Raw genomic sequence first — 20,868 nt, 5'->3', positions numbered from 1 at the left:
GGGCTCCGAGGGGGAGGTACGTCCCCGAACCTACTGCGCCACCAGCCCCTTCGCGTCGCGCGCCAGCGCCGTCAGCCGGGAGATCGCCCGGAAGTACTTCTTCCGGTATCCGCCGTTCAGCATCTCCTCACTGAACAGCCGGTCGAACGGCAGCCCGGAGGCGAGCACCGGGACCTCCCGGTCGTACAGCCGGTCCGCGAGGACGACGAGCCGCAGTGCGGTCGACTGGTCGGGAACCGGCTGTACCTCGGTGAGGCAGACCGCCCGCAGACCGTCCGTCAGCGCGCCGTAGCGGCTCGGATGGACCCGGGCGAGATGGTCGAGCAGCGAGGGGAAGTCGTCCAGGCTGGCGCCCTCGGTGGCGTACGCGGCCCTGGTGACCTGCTCGTCGGAGTACGGCGGCGGGGCCTCGGGCAGCCCGCGGTGGCGGTAGTCCTCGCCGTCGATCCGCAGCGGACGGAAGTGCGCGGACAGCCCCTGGATCTCCCGCAGGAAGTCGGCCGCGGCGAACCGGCCCTCGCCGAGCTTGCCGGGCAGCGTGTTGGAGGTGGCGGCGAGCGCGACCCCCGCCTCGACCAGCCGGCTCAGCAGCGACGACACCAGCACGGTGTCGCCCGGGTCGTCCAGTTCGAACTCGTCGATGCACAGCAGCCGGTGCCCGCTCAGCGTCTGCACGGTCTGCTGGAAGCCCAGCGCGCCGACCAGGTTGGTCAGCTCGACGAAGGTGCCGAACGCCTTCAGCGAGGGGGCGGCGGGGGTGGCGTGCCAGAGGGAGGCCAGCAGATGGGTCTTGCCGACGCCGTAACCGCCGTCGAGGTAGACCCCGAGGGGCGCCGACGGAGCGGCGGGCTTCCTGCTGAACCGCCCGCCCGTCGCACGCCACCACCCCTCGAAGGACGCGCTTCGCGCTCTTCCGGTCTTGCCCGAGCCGCTGACGTGCGCGCCGCCGAGCCCGGCCGCGAAGTCGCCCAGGACCTCGACCGCCTCGGTCTGGCTCGGCTGGTTGGGGTCCGGCACGTACGTATCGAAGCGTACGGAGTCGAAGCGCGGCGGCGGCACCATCTCGGCGACCAGCCGGTCGGCGGGAACGCGGGGCTCGAGTGCGCAGAGGGACAGGGGGGCCGTTTCGGCTATGGGGCTCTGCCCCGGCAGGGCTGTGGAGGACGACACAACTCTCAACCTTAAGGGCCGTGCCAGACTGCAGGACATGCGACGCCTCTTCCCTGTGACCGACCTGACACCGGCTGACCACGAGGGGGAGTGGAGCCTGGACGCGCTGGCCGACGCCTACGCCTACCCCGAGCAGGACGGCCCCTGGCTGCGCGCCAACATGGTTTCGACCCTCGACGGGGCCGCCCAGCACGACGGCCGCTCGCAGCCGATCTCCTGCGAGAGCGACATGCGGATCTTCGGCACCCTGCGCGGCCTGGCGGACGTGGTGCTGGCCGGGGCGGAGACGGTACGCCTGGAGGGCTACCGCCCCGCCAGGGCCCGTGAGGCCTTCGCCGCCCGGCGGGCCGCGGCCGGACAGGGCCCCGCGCCCGCGATTGCCGTGGTGAGCGGCAGTCTGGACCTCGACTTCTCGTTGCCGCTCTTCACCGAGCCGCTCGTCCCGACCCTGGTGCTGACCGGCGCCGGAGCCCCTCCGGCCCGGATCGAGGAGGCGCGCCGGGCGGGCGCCGAGGTGGTGATCGCGGGGGAGGGCTCCCGGGTGGACCCTGCCAGGGCCGTACGGGAGCTGGCGGACCGCGGACTCAAGCGGCTGCTGACCGAGGGCGGCCCGAGGATGCTCGGTCAGTTCGTGGCCGCCGGGGTGCTGGACGAGCTCTGTCTGACCCTCTCGCCGATGCTGACCGCCGGAGACGCGCAGCGGATCGCGGGCGGCCCCTCGGTCGCTGTGCCGGAACGATTCGCCCTGGCGTCGATGCTGGAAGAGGCCGGGTTCCTCTTCACTCGGTACCGTCGGATCTGACAATGGGCGGAATTTGCCGTTCCGGTTAGCCTCCGGTGGGCACAATTACTCTCGCAGACCCCGTGCGAGCACGGGGAAGGATGGTTTCAGCAGTGACCGGCGACGGCCACTGAAGCAGAAGGGCACCCGTGGTGTTCACCAGCGTTTTGATGATCGAGAAGCCCCTCACCTCCGAGGACGTCGAGTTCGTCACCACCCTGCACGGGGAGGAGCCGATCTCCTTCGTCGTGCTCATGCAGCCGCGCGGTGACCAGGCCGATGTGCTGCTGCGGGCGATCGACGACCTGGCGATGGGCGAACTGAAGGAAGCCGCCCGGGAGAGTGAGGAGCCGGAGGGCAAGAACGCCAGACAGCCCGCCGAACTCGCGCTCGAAGTATCACTGGAGGCCCTGCGGCAGGCAGGCTCCGAAGCGGTCGGACAGGTGATCGAGGACCACCCCCTGGACAAGCTGAAGTCCGTGGTCGAGGACGCGGAGGCGGACGAGGTCATCGTGCTGACCGCGCCGCACTACGTCGAGGAGTTCTTCCACCGGGACTGGGCGTCCAGGGCCCGCCACAAGGTCGGCGTACCGGTGCTCAAGCTCTTCGCGCACAGCGAATAGGCTGGGCGGGCACCCCGTACCGGCTCCGGTACTCGTATCGACTTCTGGGAGACACACGCATGGCACCCGGTATTCCTGCCGCCATGGAACGGCCGCACTTCATCGGCATCGGCGGCGCCGGAATGTCGGGCATCGCGAAGATCCTCGCCCAGCGCGGTGCCAAGGTCGCGGGCAGCGACGCCAAGGAGTCGGGTACCGCCGAGGCGCTGCGGGCGCTGGGGGCGACCGTCCACATCGGGCACGCCGCCGGACATCTGGCGGACGACGCCTCGTGCGTGGTCGTCTCCAGCGCCATCCGCGCCGACAACCCGGAGCTGCTGCGCGCCGCCGAGCTGTCGGTCCCCGTCGTGCACCGCTCCGACGCGCTCGCCTCGCTCATGGGCGGCCTGCGCGCCATCGCGGTGGCCGGTACGCACGGCAAGACGACCACCACGTCGATGCTGGCCGTCGCCCTGACCGAGCTGAACCTCGACCCCTCGTACGCCATCGGCGGCGACCTGGCCGGCCCCGGCACCAACGCCGCGCACGGCGAGGGCGCGATCTTCGTCGCCGAGGCGGACGAGAGCGACCGCAGCTTCCAGAAGTACGACCCCGAGGTCGCGATCGTCCTCAACGTCGAGCTGGACCACCACGCGAACTACGCCTCGATGGACGAGATCTACGAGTCGTTCGAGGCCTTCACCGGCAAGATCGTCCCGGGCGGCACCCTGGTGATCGCCGCCGACCAGGCCGGCGCCGTCGAGCTGACCGAGCGGGTCCGTGCCCTCCCCTCGCTGAACGTCGTCACCTACGGCGAGTCCGGGACCGCCGACGTACGGGTCCACAAGATCACCCCGCGCGGCCTGACCAGCGAGGTCACGGTCATCCTGAACGGGAAGTACCTCACGTTCACGGTCTCCGTGCCCGGCCGCCACTACGCCCTCAACGCCGTCGCGGCCCTCGCCGCCGGTGTCGCCCTCGGCATCCCGGCCCACAACCTGGCCTCGGCCCTCGGCAAGTACACCGGGGTCAAGCGCCGCCTGCAGCTCAAGGGCGAGGCGGCGGGCGTCCAGGTCATCGACTCGTACGCGCACCACCCCACCGAGATGACCGCGGACCTCGAAGCGATGCGCGGCGCCGCGTCCGACGCCCGCCTCCTGGTCGTGTTCCAGCCCCACCTCTTCTCCCGCACCCAGGAGCTGGGCACCGAGATGGGCCAGGCCCTCGCGCTGGCCGACGGCTCCGTGGTGCTGGACATCTACCCGGCCCGCGAGGACCCGATCCCCGGTATCACCAGCGACCTGATCATCGACGCCGCGCGCTCCGCGGGCGCCGACGTCACCGCTGTCCACGACAAGGCCGCGGTCCCGGGGACCATCGCGGGAATGGCGAAGCCCGGCGACCTCGTTCTCACCATGGGAGCGGGCGACGTCACGGACCTCGGCCCGCAGATCCTGGACCATCTGTCGAGCTGAGGGAGCGCCGTGTCGTACGACATCGAGAAGCCGGACGAGCAGTGGCGGGCGGAGCTGACGCCGGCCGAGTACGCGGTCCTGCGCCAGGCCGGCACCGAACCCGCCTTCGTCGGTGAATACACCGACACCAGGACCACGGGCGTCTACTCCTGCCGCGCCTGTGGTGCCGATCTGTTCCGCTCGGACACCAAATTCGAGTCGCACTGCGGCTGGCCGTCCTTCTACGACCCGAAGGACACGGACGCGGTCGAACTGATCCAGGACCGCAGTCACGGCATGGTTCGCACCGAGGTCCGCTGTGCCCGCTGCGGATCGCACCTCGGCCATGTCTTCGAGGGCGAGGGCTACCCGACCCCGACGGACCAGCGGTACTGCATCAACTCGATCTCGCTGCGCCTGGCCCCGGACGAGGGCTGAGGGACGAGAGCCGGGACGGGTGCCGCGGAACGAACGCGTTCCGGGGCGCCCGCTCCGCCGTGCGGGCTCAGTGCACGTCCCTGCGCATCGGCACCAGGACCGCCACGAACGCCGCGGCCAGGGCGTAGCCGGCGAGCAGCAGCCCGCCGCCGACGGGGGAGAGCAGCGGCACCGGGCCGGTCGCCGGCTCCGCGGCCATCGTGTCCGCGACATAGCTGAAGCCGGTCAGGGACGCCGTGGCACCACCGGGCAGCACCGGGTAGAGGAGTCTGACGCCCGGGATCATCATCAGCAGGTACTCACCCGCGTACAGATAACCGACGACGACGGCCAGCGCCGCGACCTGGTGGCGGATCAGCGCCCCGGCGGCCACGCCCAGCAGGGTGTACACCGCCATCGCCAGGGCCGGCCCGAGCAGCAGTGCCACCACTTCACCGGTGGTCATGCCGGGAATCACCCCGCGCGCCGCGGCGCCCCCGAAGAAGGCGGCCCCGGCGGTGCCGGTGAGCACCAGCCCGTACACCAGGCCGGCGACGCCGTACGCGACGAGCTTGGCGGTGAGCACCTGCCGGCGCCGAGGGGCGTGGAGAAAGGTGTACGTGGCGGTGCGGTGGCGGTATTCCCCGGTCATCGCCAGGGTGCCGAGCGCGGCCGGCAGGAACACCGTGAAGCTCAGCATCCCGAGGACGGAGCGGACACCCTCCTCGGTGTTCAGGCCGGGCGCCGGCGGATCGAAGTTCTCCGGGCCGACCAGCGTCATCACCCCCACCATGCCGCCGCCCAGGGCGACGGCCGCGAGGAGTGCCCACAGCGGGAGACGGGTGGCGGCCAGTCGCCGGAACTCCGCCTTGATCAGTGCGTTCATCGCCGGTCCCGCTCCTCGTTCGCCAGTGCCGGCGGCCGGTCGTGGCCGGCCGGTGCGTCGTCTCCCGCCAGCCGGAGGAAGAGCTGCTCCAGGCTCGTTTTGGCGGTCAGCCCGTACACGCGCAGCCGTTCGGCGGCGGCCAGATCGGCGACGGCGGAGTCGGCCATCCCGTACACGCGCAGCGTTCCGTCCGGCATGAGGTCCACCCGGTCGGCCGCGCCGGCCCCCGCGGTGCCGCGCAGCAGTGCGGCGCGCAGCGCCGCCGCGTCCGGGGAGCGGACCAGTACCGTGCCGGGCGAGAGCCGCTCGATCTCCGTCAGCGGTCCCGCCGCCACCAGTCGGCCCTCGCGGATCACGACGACGTCCTCGACGATCTGCTGCACCTCGCTCAGCACGTGGCTGGACACCAGCACCGTGCGCCCCTCGGCCGCCAGCTCGCGCAGCAGGCCGCGCAGCCAGGCGATGCCTTCGGGGTCGAGTCCGTTGCCCGGCTCGTCCAGCAGCAGCACCCGCGGGTCGCCCAGCAGGGCGGTGGCGAGGCCGAGCCGCTGCCGCATGCCCGTGGAGAAGGTGCGGGTCCGGCGGTCCGCCGCCTGCACGAGTCCCAGCCGGGTCAGCACCCGGTCGACCCGGTCGGCCGGGTGGCCGCCCATGGTGCGGTAGATGTGCAGATGGTCCCGTGCCGTGTGGCCGGGGTGGACCGCGGAGGCGTCGAGCACGGCACCCACGGTGGCTGAGGGCCTGGACAGCTCCGCGTACCGCTGTCCGCCGATGGTGGCGGTGCCCGCGGTGGGCCTCACCAGGCCGAGGATCATCCGCATCGTCGTGGTCTTGCCCGCGCCGTTGGGGCCGAGGAAGCCCGTCACGACGCCCGGCCGCACGGTGAAGCTCAGACCCTCGACGGCCCGGACACGGCCGAACCGCTTGGTCAGCCCGTCGACTTCGATACGCAGGCCCTGCGGCCGCCCGCTCATCGGGTGCTCCCCACCCGCTGCTCGATGAGCCGCGCCAGCCGCTGGGCGTCGTCGAGCGAGAGGACGAGCTCGTCGAAGCCGCCACCGGCGGCGCGGTCCAGCTCCACGCGCAGTCCCGGCCTGTCCCGGTAGGCGGCCACGAGCCGGCGAGGGCCGGTGAGCAACCCCCAGGTGCCGATCTTGGCGACTCCGGGGGCGTGCAGGCCCTTGCGGGCGCCGTGGGCGGCGCGCAGGGGATGGTCGAGGACGGTCACCCGGCGGACCGCGGTGAGCGGGACGGTCAGCGGATCGCGCCGGATCCATATGCGCTCACGACCGGTGAACTCGATGGTGAGGCCGGTGTCGGAGATGTTCATCAGTGCCATGGGGATTCACCCTCCATCGGGGGCCTGGGCGGCCCCTGGGCAGTTGCGCAGGGCCGTCGCGCTGCCGCATTTGCCATGAGCGTCTGTTCTATTAGATGTATAGCAGATAGAGTATGGGGCGTGTACCTAGTGCTCGACCTCGACAGCGAGGTGCCGATTTATCAGCAGATCCGGGACCGGGTGGTGGAAGCCATCGCGGAAGGGGCGTTGGCGCCCGGTGCCGGTCTTCCTTCCACCAGGCAGCTGGCCGTCGACCTGGCGATCAACTTCCACACCGTCAACAAGGCCTATGACCTGCTACGACGCGAAGGGATCATCCGCATCAACCGCAAGAGCGGTGCGGCGGTCCGGCCGGACGTCAAGCAGCCGTCGGACGAACTGCGGGCCGGCGTCGACTGGGAGGCGCGGATGCGCACCCTCCTTGCCGAGCTGGACGTGCGAGGGATCGCGAAGGAGGAGGTGAAGAGACATGTCGCGGCGGTTCTGGACGGCTTCCCCGGGAGGGAGGACGAAAAGTCCTGACCCGTGGGGCCGGGCGGGAGGCCTGGGCCGCGGCACGACGTCCCGCGCGGAACGGCGCGCGGCACGGGACCCCGAAACGTCATTCCGTGTCCCGGTGCGGTGCCCCGCTCCACCGGGATCAGCGACAAGAACGGACAGGTGAACACCTTGCTGGTCGACGCAGCTCTCAGTTTCGGCATACTCGCGGCGCTGAGCGCCGTCCTGTACACCGCCCCCAGCCCGCTCCTCAACCCCTCCGCCGTACCCTTCGGCGTCCGCGTACCGCCGGACAAGGCGCGCGCCGCCGCCGTCGAGGAACAACGCAGTCGCTACCGCGGTGCGATGCTCGTCGCCGCGGCCGTCGTCACCGTGCTCGCCTCGGCGCTCGGCGCCGCGCTCGGCACCCTCACCGCCGGAGCCGCCGGTTCCCTGCTGCTCTGCGCCCTCGCCGCCGCCCTGTGGGTACGGGCCCACCGCGGCATCGCCCGCGCGAAGGCGGAGGGTGGATGGTACGGACAGGCCCGGCAGGGCTCCGTCGTGGACACGTCCCTGCGCACCGACCCGGTCCGCTTCCCCTGGGGCTGGACCGTCCCCGCGCTCGTCGTGATCGCCGTCAGCATCGCCGCGGGCGTCGTCGTCTACCCCGGTCTGCCCGACCGCATCGCACTGCCCGAACGCTCCTCCGGCGGAACCGTCTATCACATGTACACGACCAGTGTGTGGACCGCTTTCAGCCTCGTCCTCGGCCAGGTCCTCCTCACCCTCACCATGGCCGCCGTCGTCGCCGGACTGCTCCGGGCCCGTGCCGACCTCGATGTGGCACGCCCGGTGGCCGGCGCCGCACGGTACCGCCGCTACCTCATCGTCACGGCCCGCTCCGCGATGGGCATCACCGCCCTGGTGAATCTGATGCTGCTCGGGCTGTCCGCGCTGATCTGGAGCGACACCCGTTCGACGGTCGTGACCCTGGCCGTCACGGGCGTGCCGTTCGTCGCGGTGCTTGTCGTGGTCGCCCGGTTCGTCCTGCGCGTCGGGCCCTTCGGCAGCAGGCTGCCGGAGGACACGGGCGAGGAGAGCACCGGACTGGTCGCGCGGGACGACGACCGCTTCTGGCGCGGCGCCGGCACGATCTACGTCAATGCCGATGATCCCGGGGTCCTGGTGCCCAAACGGGTCGGCATCGGCTGGACGGTCAACTTCGGCAACCCGCGGTCCCTGGTCGTCGCGTCCCTGGTCCTCGCCGTCGCGGTGGGAGCGACCGTCGTCCAGGCCGTCCGGTGACTCCGGGGCGGCCGGGGCCTCCGCCTTGACGGGGGCGGGCGCGGGGGCGTGGGCCGGCGCCGGTCGTCAGTCCTCGGTCTCGTCCTCGGCGCCCTCCGGCCGCAGCAGCGGATGGGCGACACCCGGGAACACCCGGGCCCGCACGACCGGCTCCGCGGATCCGCCACGGATCACGGTCTCGGCGACACCCCACGGCCGACCGGGCAGCACCACGGTCAGGATGTACGAGGACGCGCAGCCCATGCAGTCGTAACGGTCGGCCCAGGTCTCCACGTCCGTGACGCTGCCGGGGTAGCGCGCCACGTGCCGGTGGAGCGCGTGGCAGCGCTCGCACCGCTCACCGGGCTCGCACGTGCCGCCGCAGGGGCAGGGGACGTCGAGTGTGTCGGCGGGACGCCAGCGCTGGGTGAGGACGGCCTCACGCGTGGCGCCCATGTCCTTCATGGCCTTCAGATTGCGGGCGGCGACGTTGTACGACTCGCCGGTCGCGGCCATCCGGTCCCGGATGACGTCCTTGCGTCCGCGGTTCGTCGTCATCTGTTCCTCCTGGGGGTGTCACGCAGCCCGCCGGGAGCGCACGAGATCGATAGGTCACACGGTACCGGTCGCCCCGGACGGGCCACGACTTCCGTGGCCCGCCCGCGACTGCCGGAGGATGTCGTTCACGACCGGCGCACCCGCGCCGCCAGTCTGCTGCCGAGCCGCCTTCGGAGGCCGCCCGGCCGGTTCCACGTCCGGAACGCCTCCGCCGTACGGCTGCTGCCCGCGCGCTCGGCGGCTTCCTCCACCGCAGCCACCTCGCCGGCCGACAGGCCGCGCACCACCGGACGCAGCACCTCCTCCAGCAGCGCCGCCCGGGTCTCGCCCCAGGCACGGCCCGCGTGCGGGTGGGAGCTCCAGACGGTGAAGCAGTCGGCGACATAGGCCGGGTCGGAGCGCAGTCGGGCGAGCACCGCGTCCTGCCGGGCGGCGTTGCCGTAGGCCGCGATGAGATCCGGGTCGTCGCTGTGGACGAACGCGTACAGCTCCGCCTCCGGCCGGTCCGGGGCGAGCAGCTGCCCGGCCAGGGCGCCGAACGCCTGCTCGCGCACGCCCGGCTCCACCGGTTCGGCCCCGGCACACAGCTTCCGGGCCCCTTCCGCCCAGCCGGGCTCCGCCGCCCCCGAGCGGACGTCCCGGGCGAACTCCAGGAGAAGCAGGGCGCCGCGCGTCCGCGCGTCGATCTCCTGCGGGAAACCGCGCAACAGGTCATGGGCGAGCTCGGGGGCCGCCGCGTCGTCGGCGGGGGCACCGAGCGCCGCCGCGACGAGCACGGCCCACGTACCGGCCGTACGGTGCGCGTCGGAAGTGCTCCCGCCCAGCAGCAGCCGGGCCTCGCCCGCCGTGGGGGTGCCGTCGCCCCAGGCGAGACCCACCGCCGTACGCAGCACCAACGGCTCGGTGAACGGTGACATTCCACCGGCGCGCAGCACCGTGTTCAGCACCTTCACCCGGTCGTCGCCGCCGCCTGCCCTGGCGTCCGGCGCCGCCGCGCACATCCGCAGATGCGGCAGTGCCTGTGCCCCGGTGAACGGCAGCGCGACCTCCGCCAGCAGCCGCTCCGTCGCCGACGGATCCTGCGGGGCGATCCGGTCCAGCTCGCCGAGCAGCGCCGTACGGACATCGAACTGTTCGTCCAGCAGATCGAGCAGCACCGCGGCGCAGTCGGCCGGCCCTTCGCCCAGCAGGGACCGGGCCATCCGGCCCACGACGTCGGGGAGCAGTTCCGCGCAGTCCACATCGAGCAGCCGAGCGATCCGCAGCAACTGCACGGCACGCCCCATGCTCCGCCCGGGAACGGGCGTCGCGGGGGTCGCGAGGGGCGTACCGGTGGCGAGTTCGGTACGGAGGTCGTCGCCCAGAGCCGTGACCAGCGCGGCGACGGCACGCTCCCCGGCCGGTCCGGCGAAGACCGAGCGCGCGGGCGGATCGAGTGCGACATCGCCGCCATGGACCGCCTCCGTCACCAGCAGGGCGCCGAGCGTCGCGGTCGTGGCGGCGGCGGACCGGCCGTCGAGGGCGGTCAACAGCCTTGCGACCCCTGACAGTTCGGTGCTGGTGCGGTCGAGGCCGGGAGCGGTCAGCGCGTCGGTCAGCTGCCGGGTCCGCTCCTCGTCCAGCGCGTACGGCCGCTCGGCCGCCCAGTTCGCCGCCGCGGCGCGCCCGTCGGGGCCGAGCGGGACGCCCGCGCAGAGTGCCGTCACCGCGAGCGGCCCGGCGGCGAAGGGTTCGCCGGGCAGCTCCGCCGCCACCCGGAACAGCTCGGGGGACCGGTTGCGCCAGATCCGGGCGCAGGTCTCGGCCCAGGCATCGCCCACCGGCTCGCCGGGGCGCGCCCCGGTGCAGTCGCGCACCCCAGGAACGCGCCGTCCGGGCCGGTCGGTTCGGGGGCGTCCTCCGGCAGCACCCCGACGATCTGGTGCGGGGAACCGGACGGCCGACGGGTGTAGGTCGTGAAGGTCAGCCGCTGAGCGGTCTCCGGCGGCAGTACGGCTCCGGCCAGGGCGATCCACCGGGCCACATCGGCGCACTGCCGCTCCACGAGAACGAGCCGCGCCTGCGCCGGCTCCTCGCACACCCGGCGCAGGTCGGCGAAGACCGCCGCCAGCCAGGGGCTCCGGGAGACCGCGAAGTCGTTGAGCGCCTCGGGGCCGAAGGCGGCGGAGGCGGGCAGGGCGGCCATGGGGCCGGGGGTGCCGCCGACGGGCGCGACGGAGGCCCAGTTCGGCGACCGCCAGGCCGTGATCGGCAGCGCGTCGCCCGGCAGCCGGGTACCGGCCGGAAGGTGCACCGCGTGCGCGTGGAAACCGCCGGCGCCGGGGCCGTCGAGCGCCACGGTGCGGCTCAGCAGATGACTGCCGTCGGACAGGGTGCTGAAGCTGAACGCCTCGGGAAACGAACGGAGTTCGCCGGTGGTGGGGTGGTAAGGAGCTCCGGCGGGCGGCGCGTAGCCGAGGAGCTGCTCGGCCTCCGCCAGCACCGGCGTGGGTATGCCGGCGCTGACGGCCGTGAACCGTGCGCCGCCCCCGTCGTCCCCCGCGGTGGCAGAGGTGTAGTGCAACTGCGCGAGGCTCATGCGTCGGCCCTCTTCGTCCTTGCCGCGAACGTCCCCGTACCGTCAGCACGCCCGCTCCGCAGGCCGCCCGTCGAGGGCGGGCCGTCCGGGCGCAGCGACGACCCCGGCGGGGAGCGGTCCGCAATCGCGGGAGCGACGCTATCAAGGCACACCGCCCCGCACGCACCCTGCCGGAAGGTCACCCGGGCCTTCGTCCGGACCCGGCCGGGCTCGTGGGGCACGGCGCGCGGCGAGCCCTGCTCAATGCGCCTCCCTCACCCCAATGGCCCCGGCACCCGCTGCCCCTTCAGTCGTTGATCGTCTCCGGATTGCTCAATCCCCCGAGGGCACTGCTCATTGGGCCCAAGGGTCCCTCTGTGTACAGGAGTTACTCCGTTGAATCTCAAGACTCTCTCCGCGGCAGCAGCCGTTCTGGCGCTGGCCGGTCTCGCTGGTCCGTCCACGGCCAACGCGGTTCCCGGCACGGTCTCCGGCGACGGCGGCAACCGCATCGGCACCCTGCGTGTCAACGGCGACGCCTACGTGAAGGAGGGCGGCCTCAGCGCCACATGGGTCAAGGAGTCGGGGGACGTCAAGCAGATTGCCCTGTCGGGCAATCGCATCGGGGTCGTCACGGGTGACGGTGTCGCCTGGGTGAAGGAAGGCGGCCTCAGCGCCACGTGGGTCAAGGAAGCCACGGACGTCAAGCAGATCGCCCTGTCCGGCAACCGCATCGGCGTCCTGAAGGACACCGGCGAGGCCTACGTGAAGGAGGGCGGGCTGAGCGCCACGTGGGTCAAGGAGTCCGACAAGGTCAAGGAGCTCGAACTGTCGGGCAATCGCATCGGGGTCGTCACGGGTGACGGTGTCGCCTGGGTGAAGGAAGGCGGCCTCAGCGCCTCCTGGGTGAGGGAGTCCGACAACGCCATCGGCATCGACCTGGCCGGCAACCGCATCGGCGTCCTCACCGGCAACGGTGTCGCCTGGGTGAAGGAAGGCGGCCTCAGCGCCTCCTGGGTCCGGGAGGCCGACGACATCATCCAGCTCGAACTGTCGGGCAACCGCATCGGCGTCCTGAAGGACAACGGCGAGGCACACGTGAAGGAGGGCGGCCTCAGCGCGAGCTGGGTCCACGAGTACAACCAGGCCATCCAGATCGCCCTGTCCGGCAACCGCATCGGTGTACTCAAGGGTGACGGCGACGCGCGGGTGAAGGAGGGCGGCCTGAGCGCGACGTGGGTCCTGGAGGCCAACAACGTCACCGAGCTGGCCCTCTCCTGACGAGTGACGCGTGGCGCGTGGCGCGTGACGCACGACGAGTGACATGTGACATGTCGCGTCCGACCCGTAACACCTGATACCGCGCCGCGCCACGCACCGGAGTCGACTCGGTGTGCGGCGCGGCGCGGTCGGTCAGGAGCGGGGGGCGCCCTCCCGGGTCGAGACGGTGACGTGCTGGACGCGCATCGGGTGTCCCGGCTCGGTGCCGGGGCCCGCGGTGGCGCCGTCGGCGGCCGGGAGTTTGCCGCCCATGGCCACGTTCAGGATCAGGAACAGCCCGTGGTGCACCGCCCGGTCCCACGTCCGGGAGTCCATTCCCGCCTCGGTGACCCGGTGGTGGACGCGGCCGTCCAGGTACCAGCGCACTTCCTCGGCGCCGGGCGTCAGATCGACCTCGACGGCGTAGGAGTGGAAGGCGGTACGGCAGCCGGGGCACGGCCGCGGTCCCGAGGTGAGCCCCACCGGCTCCTCGCAGGGGCCGCCTTCGAAGGTGCCGCAGTGCATGCTGCCGAAGACGGTGTCGCGGCCGTTGACGGACTCCATGACGTCGAGTTCACCGACGGACGGCCACCCCGTGAAGCCGTCGCGGAGCTTCGCTCCCAGGGTCCAGAAGGCCGGCCAGTAGCCCGCCGCCGCGGAGCCGGTGACATCGGGCAGCGCGATGGACGCCTCGATCCGCATCACACCGCCGGGGGGCGGGGCGAAGTCCGCCCGCCGGGACTCGATCCGGCCGGAGTACCACTTGCCGTCCCTGAGCGTGGGGACGATCTCCAGTGAGCCCTTCCCGTCCAGGCGCACGTTGTCGGTCGATTCCGTCATGGTCTCGATCTCACCGGTTCCCCACTGCGGGGCCGGGCAGCCCGGATAGCAGGTGCCGATGTCGTACTTCCAGCGGGCGGCGGACGGGCGGCTGCCCGCGGGCCCTTCGAAGTCGTCGTGCATGATCCGGGTCCAGCCGTCCGCCTCCGGTCCCGGGCCGCCGGACAGTGCTCCGGCCTCCGAGAGGAGCCGTTCGAGCCGGGGCGTGAGGACCACGGCGGCGACATCGGTCAGATGGGCGTCGTCCCGGTAGAGCAGGATCCGGTCCAGCACCGCCGGGCAGGTCGCCCCCTTCGGTGGGCACAGGACCGGGCCGACCGACACGGCCCGCACCCCCGGCAGCCGGCCGGACGCGATCCGCCGCGCCAGCGGGTCGGGCCACCGTGCGGTGTCGCGGTCGAACGCGCATGCCTCCGGGTCCGTGGTGTGCCCGGAGACGCAGGCCGGGATGTCCTTCCCCGGCACGGGGGTGTCCTCCAGGTACACGATCGGGACCCCGAGCGCACGCAGGGGCTTGAGTGTCTTCTCCCATCCCTCGGTGAGGAGTTGCTGGTCATCGGTGTAGCGGTTGAGGGAGGCGATCACGACGAGACGGGGCTTGGGCCCCTTGCCGAGCCGGGCCAGGGTGTCCGTACGCCAGGTGTCGCACTCGTGATAGGTGCGGCCCAACTGTGGGTTGACCACACGCAGTTCCGGAAGTGGGCAGCCCTGCTTCACCAACTCCTCAAGAGCCCATCCGCGTTGGGCCGCCAGGGCGAGCATCGGGGAGAACCACTGACCGGCATGCGAGTCGCCGAGCAGGACGATCCGGTCCGGGCTGCCGGTCGCCCCGAACAGGCAGGGCGGACTGCTGGTCACCGGCGGTGCCACCTCACAGGCCCCGTCCGGCGGGAAGTCCTTGCGCGCCTGCACGGGACTGGGCACCACGGGGCCGTCCTTGAACGGCGTGCCGTTCCGCGACAGCAGATGCGGGCCCTCGGCCGCGCCCGGCGGCAGGCCCTTCACGTCCACCGGTGCGGCCGGGCCCAGCAGCCGCAGGGCCGTGGTGCCCATCACCAGTGCGAGGACGACCGGGACGGTGACGGCCGACACCCCCACCGACAGTCCCCGCCGGGGCAGTTCGGACACGGTCCTGCTGTGACGCACCGGCTGCTCGACCCAGCGCATGGTGGCCAGCGCGGGCAATGCGGACGCCACCGTCAGCGCCGCCTTCGCCGGCCAGTCCAGCGTGCCGAGGCGGGCCTCCGCGAGTACGAGTACGGGCCAGTGCCACAGGTAGAGGGTGTAGGAGAGCCGTCCGACCGCACGGGGCGCCCGGCCCGCCAGCAGCCGCCCCACCCCGTACGCGTCCGGGCCGTTCGCGCTCCCGCCGGACGACCGGTCGGGTATCCCGGCCAGGATCACCGCTGCCGTGGCCAGCGTCGGCACGAGCGCCGCGTATCCGGGGTACGGGGTCGACGCGTCGTACTCGACCATGCACCACAACAGTGCCCCGGCCCCCGCCCACCCGCACAGCAGGCGCAACGGGCGAGGGCCGCGCAGCAGGTGCCAGGGCAGCAGTGCCAGTAACGCACCGATGCCGAACTGCCATACCCGCGAGGGAGTTCCGAGGTATGCCAGCGAAACGGAGTCACCGGTCCAGCGCAGCGACAGGGCGAAGGAGCCGAGCGTCAGCAGTACGGTGAAGGCGGTCACCGCCGACCGCACGGCGCGCCCCCGGCGTGCCGCCCTGGCGGCGACGTACACGAAGCCGGCGAGCAGTGGGGCCCAGAAGAGATAGAACTGCTCCTCCACCGCCAGCGACCAGAAGTGCAGCAACGGGCTCTGGCCGTGGCCTGCCGCGAGGTAGTCGGTCTGCTGCTGGACGAAGCGCCAGTTGGCGGCGGACAGCGCCGCGGCCACCACGTCGTACTCCAGCTCGGTGCGGCGCAGCGGGACGGTGAGCCAGGCCCCGGCCAGTGCGACGGCGCCGAGGACCACGGCGGCGGAGGGCAGCAGGCGGCGGGCCCGGCGGGAGAAGAACTCGCCGAGCCGGATGCGCCCGGTGGTGACGGCCTCACGCACCAGGAGCCCGGTGATCAGATAGCCGGAGATGACGAAGAAGACATCCACTCCGACGAATCCGCCGGTCAGGCCGGGCACGGCCGCGTGGAAGGCGAGGACCCCGAGGACCGCGACCGCGCGCAGTCCCTCGATGTCTGGGCGGAACCCGGAGCGACGGAAGCCGGGAGCCATGGTCGTGGACATTGATCTGACGGGCCTTTCAACTCAGCCAGGGCAGCATCGGGTTGACCCAACCGGATGCGAGCAGGGCGGTGAGCAGGAGAAGTGTGGTGGCGGCCAGCGCTTCGGGCCAGCGCCTGGGCAGCAGGGAGCGTCCTGTCGGACGTACCGGCCGCGCGGGCCCGCGTGCCGGGTCGGCGGGGCGCAGTTCGGTCAACAGGTCGCGTATCAGGGGCAGGTTGATCTGGCACTGCACCAACAGGTAGAGGATGAGACCCCAGTTGGGTTCCCAGCCGTTGCGGGCCACCGCCAGGGCGAGCCCGGCGGCGGCCGCGCCGGTGGAGCAGCAGAGCCAGGCGAGGGCGACGATCACGACCCGGCGGGCCATGCCGCCCTTCGCCGCACCGCCGGTCCCGGTGGGCACCCAGGCCGCGCTGCGGCCGCGCAGGGTGTGCAGAAAGGCGGCCCCGGCGGCGACGCTCGTCAGGACATTGGCCCGGATCACCTCCACCCGCCAGCGGGTCCGGCTGATCCGCGGCAGCAGTACGTGCCAGAGCCAGAGCGGGGCGAGCAGCGGCAGCACGTGCCAGGGGCGGACGTCGTCCGGGTACCGGAACAGCATCACCAACGGCGGCAGTGGAGCGGCGAAGGTGTTCACCGCCGTCGTCAGGTAGCCGACGACGCCTTCGTAGAAGCACAGCCGCATCCGCCAGGGGGCGCCCATGCGCTTGAGGACGGGCGTCCCCAGCAGATGCAGATTGCCCATCGCCCAGCGGTACTGCTGGTTGACGAAGGACGCCAGGTTGTCCGGCGAGGTGCCCTTGGCCACCAGTACCGGAACGTACAGGGTGCGGAACCCCTGTTCGTGGAGTGCGAGCCCGGTGAACAGGTCCTCGCTGTGGTCGAGCCTGGCGAAGCCGCCGGCCAGGTCGATGGCGCTGCGGCGGTAGACCGCGTTGCTGCCGCAGCAGATCGCGGCGTCGCTCGCGTCCCGGGACGGCTGGATCCAGCGGAAGAACCACTCCTGGGCCGATCCGGCGGCGCGCTGGATCCAGCTCATCGACCCGTCGGTGTCGAAGCACTGCGGGCTCTGCACGATGCCGACACCGGGGTCGGCGAGATACGGGACGAGATGACGCAGGAAGTCGGGCCGGGGCGCGAAGTCGGCGTCCAGGATGGCGATGTACTCCGCGCTGCTCAGGGTGAGCGCGTGGTTGAGATTGCCGGCCTTCTTGAGGTGACCCCGGTCCGGCCGGACGACGTACCGGTATCCGTACGAGGCGGCCAGCTCGGCGACCTCGGGGCTCGCGGCGTCGTCCAGCACCCAGACGGTCAGCGCGCCGGGCCAGTCGACCGCCGAGACTGCGCGGTAGGCGTTGTCCAGAACGGCGAGCGGCTCGCCGCAGGTCGGCAAGTACAGGTCCACACCGGGCAGTTCGGCCGGGTCCCAGGCATGGACGAGCACCTCGTGCGAGCGCCTGGTCAGTCGCCGCTGGCGCAGGCTGTTGACCGAGGACAGCGCGAGGGCGACGACATTGAGGGCGAGCACCGCGAGGAAGGCCCACAGGGCCGGAGCGCGCAGCGCGAAGGTCAGCATCGTCGCCGCGGTGAGTGCGAAGGCGAACGAGGTGCTGATCAGTACCCAGCGGCGCTGCGGCCCGAAGTACCAGTAGAGCTCGTGGTCGGACGGTGGTTGTGGAAGATGATGGATCGTCATAAGACCCCCATGGCCGGGCATTTGGCGGCATCGGGTGATCCACCATACCGTCAAAGGTATAGACCATTTGCGAAGGGAGCGTTAAAAGGGAGTGTTGGATGGGGTGGCGGATCAAGGCGTCCGCGAGTGGTCCAGACCTATTCGATCGGTTGTGTCCGTGTCGTGCGGGAATCACAAGGGCACGCGGGGGTTAACAGTCGTCCAATTCCCGGGCCGGGGTGGACCGCGGACCACCGCCCGTGACCGGCGGAAATTCGCTGGCGGGGTCCCGTACGGCCGGGTAGGAATGGGGCCATGAGCACAGCCATGCCCCCGCAGACCGCGCAGGACCCCATCGACCGGCGAGCCTTCGTCCGCACCGCACTCGACCTCGGTGATGTGGTGCTGCGCCCATGGAGTCGGGAGGACGCCGAGTCGGAAGCCGTGCTGGACGGCCTGGTGGACGCGGCGGCGGATCCGCGGATCGCCCTCTGGAGCCCGCTCGCGGCGGCCGACCGCAGCGCCGCCCTGGCCTGGGTGCAGGCGCGGGACAAGGCCTGGGACCGTGGCGCCAGCGCCTCGTTCGCCGTGCGGGAAGCAGCCGGAGGTGCCCTGCTGGGCAATGTCGCACTGCGTTGGGTCGACCGCGAGGACGGCCTGGCGATGATCGGTTACTGGACGCTGCCGGCCGCCCGCGGGCGGGGCATCGCCACCAGGGCGACCAGGGCGGTGACGAGTTGGGGCTTCGCCACCGCCGATGCCCGTCGGATCGAGATAGCCCACGCGGTGGGCAACGAGGGCTCCTGCCGGGTGGCCGACCGCTGCGGCTATCTCCCCGAGGGCACACTGCGCGACTCCTACCGCTTCGGCGACGGGAAGTACCACGACGAGCACCTGCACGCCCGCCTGGCCACCGACCCGGAACCGGCCGAGCCCGCGGGAGAGCCGGCGGCGTAGCGGCCGCCGAGCCGCCCGACAGCCGCCCCAGCCTCCTGAAGCCGCAACAGTTCTGCCCGGAACCGCCCGTGTCCGGCCCGCGCTCATAGGATCGACGCGGCGTCGGGGAGACGGGGTGGTCGATCGTGATGTGCGGCGGGCCGATACGCAGATACGGGATCCTGGCGTTGGCCCCACTGCTGCTGGCGGCGTGTTCCGGCGCAGCGGAGGGCCCGGGACCGGGCGAGGGAAGCGGGAGCTCGGCCGCTACGAGAACGCACGCCTCGCCCAGGTCGTCGTCGCGGCAGGATCCACCACCGCCGACCGGGCGGGCACCAAGTCCCTCTGCGTGACCCGGCCCTTCGACGACTCGCTGTCGATCGCCCTGATCCGGTACGTGGCCCAGGTCCGCCCGGCCCGGCGGGTGGTCGTCGTCGAGGACCGTGCCGACCCCCGGAGCAACTGGTCGATCACGTACCGCTTCCGGGACACCGTGATCGAGGGGACCGAGGTGACCGTGCACACGGTCGGGGCGGACACCGCCACCTTCGCCCCGGCCGCCCACGCGGCGGTCGCGGCGGGAGCGGACGCGGTCGTGTACGCCGGATCGTCCCCCGGCCGGGGCGCCCGCTGCGCCACCGCCCTGGCCGATGCCGGATTCACCGGTACCGGCATGTCCGTCGGGCCGGTCCTGGCACCCGCCTTCCTCCGCGGCGCGGGAAGGGCCGCCGAAGGATGGGTCTTCGCACAGGCGTACACCGATCCGGCGGCGCTCCCGGCCGCGAAGGCCTTCACCGCCGCGTACCGGAAGCGGTTCGGGACCGCGCCGGCCGGCTGGTCCGCCGAGGCGTACGACGCGGTCGGGCTGATCGCCCGCGCCGCCCGGTCCACGAGCGCGGCGGGCGCGGAACGCGGTGGCGTCGCACAGCGGCTGTTCCGGACCAGCCACCCCGGCATCACCCGGACGCTCTCCTTCCACTCCACCCATCAGGTGCCGACCGGGACGGGGATGTTCCTCTACCGGGTCCGGAGCGGGCGGGCGCGCTTCCTGGGGCTGTGCACGGAGGTATGAAGCGGAACGGCGCGGGCGCCGGGCGGCAGCGGCGCCCACATGTGACGCCGGGGCGGAGCACGGCATGAAGCGGAGCTGCGGGCGCGCTTAAGAAAACCTCGATGGACCTGTGGCGCGGGGTGCGGCAGATTTCTCCGTGACGGCAGAGGATGGTGCGCGGCAGCCGATCGACGCGCGCTGCCATTGCCCCGTCCCTCTCGATCCTCCCCGGGCCGCAGGCTTCCCACAGGCATGCCCCCGGCCCGGGGTACTCAACGCCGCACCAGCGCAGGGAGCCGCAGCCGTGAAGGCACTCGTGAAGCAGAAGGCCGAGCCGGGACTCTGGCTGATGGACGTGCCGGAGCCGGAGATCGGCCCCTCGGACGTACTGATCAAGGTGCTCCGTACCGGTATCTGCGGCACCGATCTGCACATCCGCAACTACGACGGCTGGGCGCAGCAGGCCGTACGCACCCCGCTGGTCCTCGGGCACGAGTTCGTCGGCGAGGTCGCGGAGACCGGCGCCGACGTCGTCGACATCAACGTCGGCGACCTGGTCAGCGGCGAGGGTCACCTGGTGTGCGGCAAGTGCCGCAACTGTCTGGCCGGCCGCCGCCACCTGTGCCGCTCCACGCTCGGCCTCGGCGTCGGCCGGGACGGGGCCTTCGCCGAGTACGTCGCCCTGCCCGCGTCCAACGTCTGGGTGCACCGGGTCCCCGTCGACCTCGACATCGCCGCGATCTTCGACCCGTTCGGCAACGCCGTGCACACCGCGCTGTCGTTCCCGCTGGTCGGCGAGGACGTACTGATCACCGGCGCCGGGCCGATCGGCATCATGGCCGCGGCCGTCGCCAAGCACGCGGGCGCCCGCAACGTCGTCATCACCGACGTCAGCGAGGCCCGCCTGGAACTGGCCCGGAAGGTCGGCGTGAGCCTCGCCCTGAACGTCGGCGAGGAGACCATCGCCGACGGCCAGAAGAGCCTCGGACTGCGCGAGGGCTTCGATGTCGGCCTGGAGATGTCCGGCCGGCCCGAGGCCATGCGCGACATGATCGCGAACATGACGCACGGCGGCCGGATCGCCATGCTCGGACTGCCGTCCGAGGAGTTCGCCGTCGACTGGGCCCGCATCGTCACCTCGATGATCACCGTCAAGGGCATCTACGGCCGTGAGATGTACGAGACCTGGTACGCCATGTCCGTACTGCTGGAGGGCGGCCTCGACCTCGCCCCCGTGATCACCGGCCGGTACGGCTACCGCGACTTCGAAGCGGCCTTCGACGACGCGGCGAGCGGCCGCGGCGGCAAGGTCATCCTCGACTGGACCTCCTGACCCG

At 72.1% G+C, this 20,868-nt stretch carries 19 protein-coding genes; 10 read left to right on the top strand and 9 right to left on the bottom strand.

Going from position 1 to position 20,868, the window contains the following annotated elements; translation table 11 throughout:
• Positions 1 to 30 precede the first annotated feature (30 nt).
• Positions 31 to 1,170 carry a cell division protein ZapE gene (gene zapE / locus ACFV8T_RS16665; protein ID WP_385328099.1) on the bottom strand — a complete coding sequence of 380 codons (1,140 nt, stop codon included), beginning with the start codon at positions 1,168 to 1,170 and terminating at the stop codon, positions 31 to 33.
• Between the two features lie 37 nt (positions 1,171 to 1,207).
• Between zapE and ACFV8T_RS16660 the strand changes: the two genes are divergently transcribed.
• The 4 genes from ACFV8T_RS16660 (at position 1,208) to msrB (ending at position 4,445) form a co-directional block, all read left to right on the top strand.
• On the top strand, positions 1,208 to 1,972 hold the full coding sequence (locus ACFV8T_RS16660) for a pyrimidine reductase family protein (RefSeq protein WP_385328098.1): 765 nt from the start codon (positions 1,208 to 1,210) through the stop codon (positions 1,970 to 1,972).
• A gap of 149 nt (positions 1,973 to 2,121) precedes the next feature.
• Entirely contained in the window at positions 2,122 to 2,574 is a 453-nt protein-coding gene (locus tag ACFV8T_RS16655) for an indole-3-glycerol phosphate synthase (RefSeq protein ID WP_385328096.1), read from the top strand.
• Positions 2,575 to 2,633: 59 nt separating this feature from the next.
• Positions 2,634 to 4,028, top strand: coding sequence for a UDP-N-acetylmuramate--L-alanine ligase (gene murC / locus ACFV8T_RS16650; RefSeq protein ID WP_385328095.1), 1,395 nt, complete (start codon positions 2,634 to 2,636; stop codon positions 4,026 to 4,028).
• A gap of 9 nt (positions 4,029 to 4,037) precedes the next feature.
• On the top strand, positions 4,038 to 4,445 hold the full coding sequence (msrB, locus tag ACFV8T_RS16645) for a peptide-methionine (R)-S-oxide reductase MsrB (RefSeq protein WP_385328093.1): 408 nt from the start codon (positions 4,038 to 4,040) through the stop codon (positions 4,443 to 4,445).
• 67 nt (positions 4,446 to 4,512) lie between these two features.
• On the opposite strand, the gene ACFV8T_RS16640 is transcribed toward msrB, so the two are convergent.
• Genes ACFV8T_RS16640 through ACFV8T_RS16630 form a run of 3 tightly spaced genes read right to left on the bottom strand, consistent with a single transcriptional unit; the run spans position 4,513 to position 6,649 of the window.
• A complete protein-coding gene (locus tag ACFV8T_RS16640; RefSeq protein ID WP_385328091.1) occupies positions 4,513 to 5,310 on the bottom strand; it encodes an ABC transporter permease in 798 nt (265 codons plus the stop codon).
• Positions 5,307 to 6,284: an ABC transporter ATP-binding protein gene (locus tag ACFV8T_RS16635; RefSeq protein WP_385328090.1), complete on the bottom strand. Its 978-nt coding sequence runs from the start codon at positions 6,282 to 6,284 to the stop codon at positions 5,307 to 5,309. Before ACFV8T_RS16635 ends, ACFV8T_RS16640 begins: the two co-directional genes overlap by 4 nt.
• On the bottom strand, positions 6,281 to 6,649 hold the full coding sequence (locus ACFV8T_RS16630; protein ID WP_385328088.1) for a hypothetical protein: 369 nt from the start codon (positions 6,647 to 6,649) through the stop codon (positions 6,281 to 6,283). Before ACFV8T_RS16630 ends, ACFV8T_RS16635 begins: the two co-directional genes overlap by 4 nt.
• 129 nt (positions 6,650 to 6,778) lie before the next feature.
• On the opposite strand from ACFV8T_RS16630, the gene ACFV8T_RS16625 reads away from it, so the two are divergent.
• Positions 6,779 to 7,171, top strand: a complete 393-nt coding sequence (locus tag ACFV8T_RS16625; protein WP_385328086.1) for a GntR family transcriptional regulator — start codon at positions 6,779 to 6,781, stop codon at positions 7,169 to 7,171.
• 99 nt (positions 7,172 to 7,270) lie between these two features.
• Positions 7,271 to 8,431 (top strand): DUF1648 domain-containing protein, encoded by a 1,161-nt coding sequence (locus tag ACFV8T_RS16620; RefSeq protein WP_385328084.1) that lies wholly within the window; start codon positions 7,271 to 7,273, stop codon positions 8,429 to 8,431.
• 66 nt (positions 8,432 to 8,497) lie between these two features.
• Here the strand turns inward: ACFV8T_RS16620 and ACFV8T_RS16615 are convergent, their stop codons facing one another.
• From ACFV8T_RS16615 to ACFV8T_RS16605, 3 genes are all read right to left on the bottom strand, one after another.
• Entirely contained in the window at positions 8,498 to 8,968 is a 471-nt protein-coding gene (locus ACFV8T_RS16615) for a hypothetical protein (protein ID WP_385328083.1), read from the bottom strand.
• Between the two features lie 125 nt (positions 8,969 to 9,093).
• The gene (locus ACFV8T_RS16610; protein WP_385328342.1) at positions 9,094 to 10,722 is read right to left on the bottom strand and encodes a GTPase-associated protein 1-related protein; all 1,629 of its coding nucleotides are present in this window, start codon (positions 10,720 to 10,722) and stop codon (positions 9,094 to 9,096) included.
• Positions 10,671 to 11,546, bottom strand: a complete 876-nt coding sequence (locus ACFV8T_RS16605) for a hypothetical protein (RefSeq protein WP_385328082.1) — start codon at positions 11,544 to 11,546, stop codon at positions 10,671 to 10,673. The genes ACFV8T_RS16610 and ACFV8T_RS16605 overlap by 52 nt, the downstream gene beginning before the upstream one ends.
• 375 nt (positions 11,547 to 11,921) lie before the next feature.
• On the opposite strand from ACFV8T_RS16605, the gene ACFV8T_RS16600 reads away from it, so the two are divergent.
• Positions 11,922 to 12,806, top strand: coding sequence for a peptidase S1 (locus ACFV8T_RS16600; RefSeq protein WP_385328081.1), 885 nt, complete (start codon positions 11,922 to 11,924; stop codon positions 12,804 to 12,806).
• A gap of 132 nt (positions 12,807 to 12,938) precedes the next feature.
• Here ACFV8T_RS16600 and ACFV8T_RS16595 read toward each other — a convergent pair whose 3' ends face one another.
• Positions 12,939 to 15,872, bottom strand: coding sequence for an acyltransferase family protein (locus ACFV8T_RS16595; protein WP_385328079.1), 2,934 nt, complete (start codon positions 15,870 to 15,872; stop codon positions 12,939 to 12,941).
• Positions 15,873 to 15,888: 16 nt separating this feature from the next.
• Positions 15,889 to 17,565 carry a glycosyltransferase family 2 protein gene (locus tag ACFV8T_RS16590; protein WP_385328077.1) on the bottom strand — a complete coding sequence of 559 codons (1,677 nt, stop codon included), beginning with the start codon at positions 17,563 to 17,565 and terminating at the stop codon, positions 15,889 to 15,891.
• Positions 17,566 to 17,859: 294 nt separating this feature from the next.
• Between ACFV8T_RS16590 and ACFV8T_RS16585 the strand changes: the two genes are divergently transcribed.
• The 3 genes from ACFV8T_RS16585 (at position 17,860) to tdh (ending at position 20,864) form a co-directional block, all read left to right on the top strand.
• Complete coding sequence (locus ACFV8T_RS16585; protein ID WP_385328075.1) at positions 17,860 to 18,501, top strand: GNAT family N-acetyltransferase; 642 nt, start codon at positions 17,860 to 17,862, stop codon at positions 18,499 to 18,501.
• A gap of 190 nt (positions 18,502 to 18,691) precedes the next feature.
• A complete protein-coding gene (locus ACFV8T_RS16580) occupies positions 18,692 to 19,552 on the top strand; it encodes an ABC transporter substrate-binding protein (protein ID WP_385328073.1) in 861 nt (286 codons plus the stop codon).
• 283 nt (positions 19,553 to 19,835) lie between these two features.
• Positions 19,836 to 20,864: an L-threonine 3-dehydrogenase gene (gene tdh / locus ACFV8T_RS16575; RefSeq protein WP_266428390.1), complete on the top strand. Its 1,029-nt coding sequence runs from the start codon at positions 19,836 to 19,838 to the stop codon at positions 20,862 to 20,864.
• The last annotated feature ends 4 nt before the right edge of the window (positions 20,865 to 20,868 follow it).

This window comes from Streptomyces sp. NPDC059832 (assembly GCF_042731715.1).
Classification (GTDB): domain Bacteria; phylum Actinomycetota; class Actinomycetes; order Streptomycetales; family Streptomycetaceae; genus Streptomyces.
The sequence above is the reverse complement of the archived record's forward strand: the minus strand, read 5'-3'. Positions and strand labels throughout refer to the sequence as shown.

What these genes read in the sequence shown, in the direction of transcription:
- ACFV8T_RS16660 (WP_385328098.1), top strand. Translation starts at nt 1,208, where the DNA reads ATGCGACGCCTCTTCCCTGTGACCGACCTGACACCGGCTGACCACGAG.
- ACFV8T_RS16655 (WP_385328096.1), top strand. Translation starts at nt 2,122, where the DNA reads ATGATCGAGAAGCCCCTCACCTCCGAGGACGTCGAGTTCGTCACCACC.
- ACFV8T_RS16605 (WP_385328082.1), bottom strand. Translation starts at nt 11,546, where the DNA reads ATGAGCCTCGCGCAGTTGCACTACACCTCTGCCACCGCGGGGGACGAC.
- ACFV8T_RS16615 (WP_385328083.1), bottom strand. Translation starts at nt 8,968, where the DNA reads ATGACGACGAACCGCGGACGCAAGGACGTCATCCGGGACCGGATGGCC.
- ACFV8T_RS16635 (WP_385328090.1), bottom strand. Translation starts at nt 6,284, where the DNA reads ATGAGCGGGCGGCCGCAGGGCCTGCGTATCGAAGTCGACGGGCTGACC.
- murC (WP_385328095.1), top strand. Translation starts at nt 2,634, where the DNA reads ATGGCACCCGGTATTCCTGCCGCCATGGAACGGCCGCACTTCATCGGC.
- ACFV8T_RS16630 (WP_385328088.1), bottom strand. Translation starts at nt 6,649, where the DNA reads ATGGCACTGATGAACATCTCCGACACCGGCCTCACCATCGAGTTCACC.
- ACFV8T_RS16590 (WP_385328077.1), bottom strand. Translation starts at nt 17,565, where the DNA reads ATGACGATCCATCATCTTCCACAACCACCGTCCGACCACGAGCTCTAC.
- ACFV8T_RS16640 (WP_385328091.1), bottom strand. Translation starts at nt 5,310, where the DNA reads ATGAACGCACTGATCAAGGCGGAGTTCCGGCGACTGGCCGCCACCCGT.
- ACFV8T_RS16595 (WP_385328079.1), bottom strand. Translation starts at nt 15,872, where the DNA reads ATGTCCACGACCATGGCTCCCGGCTTCCGTCGCTCCGGGTTCCGCCCA.
- ACFV8T_RS16585 (WP_385328075.1), top strand. Translation starts at nt 17,860, where the DNA reads ATGAGCACAGCCATGCCCCCGCAGACCGCGCAGGACCCCATCGACCGG.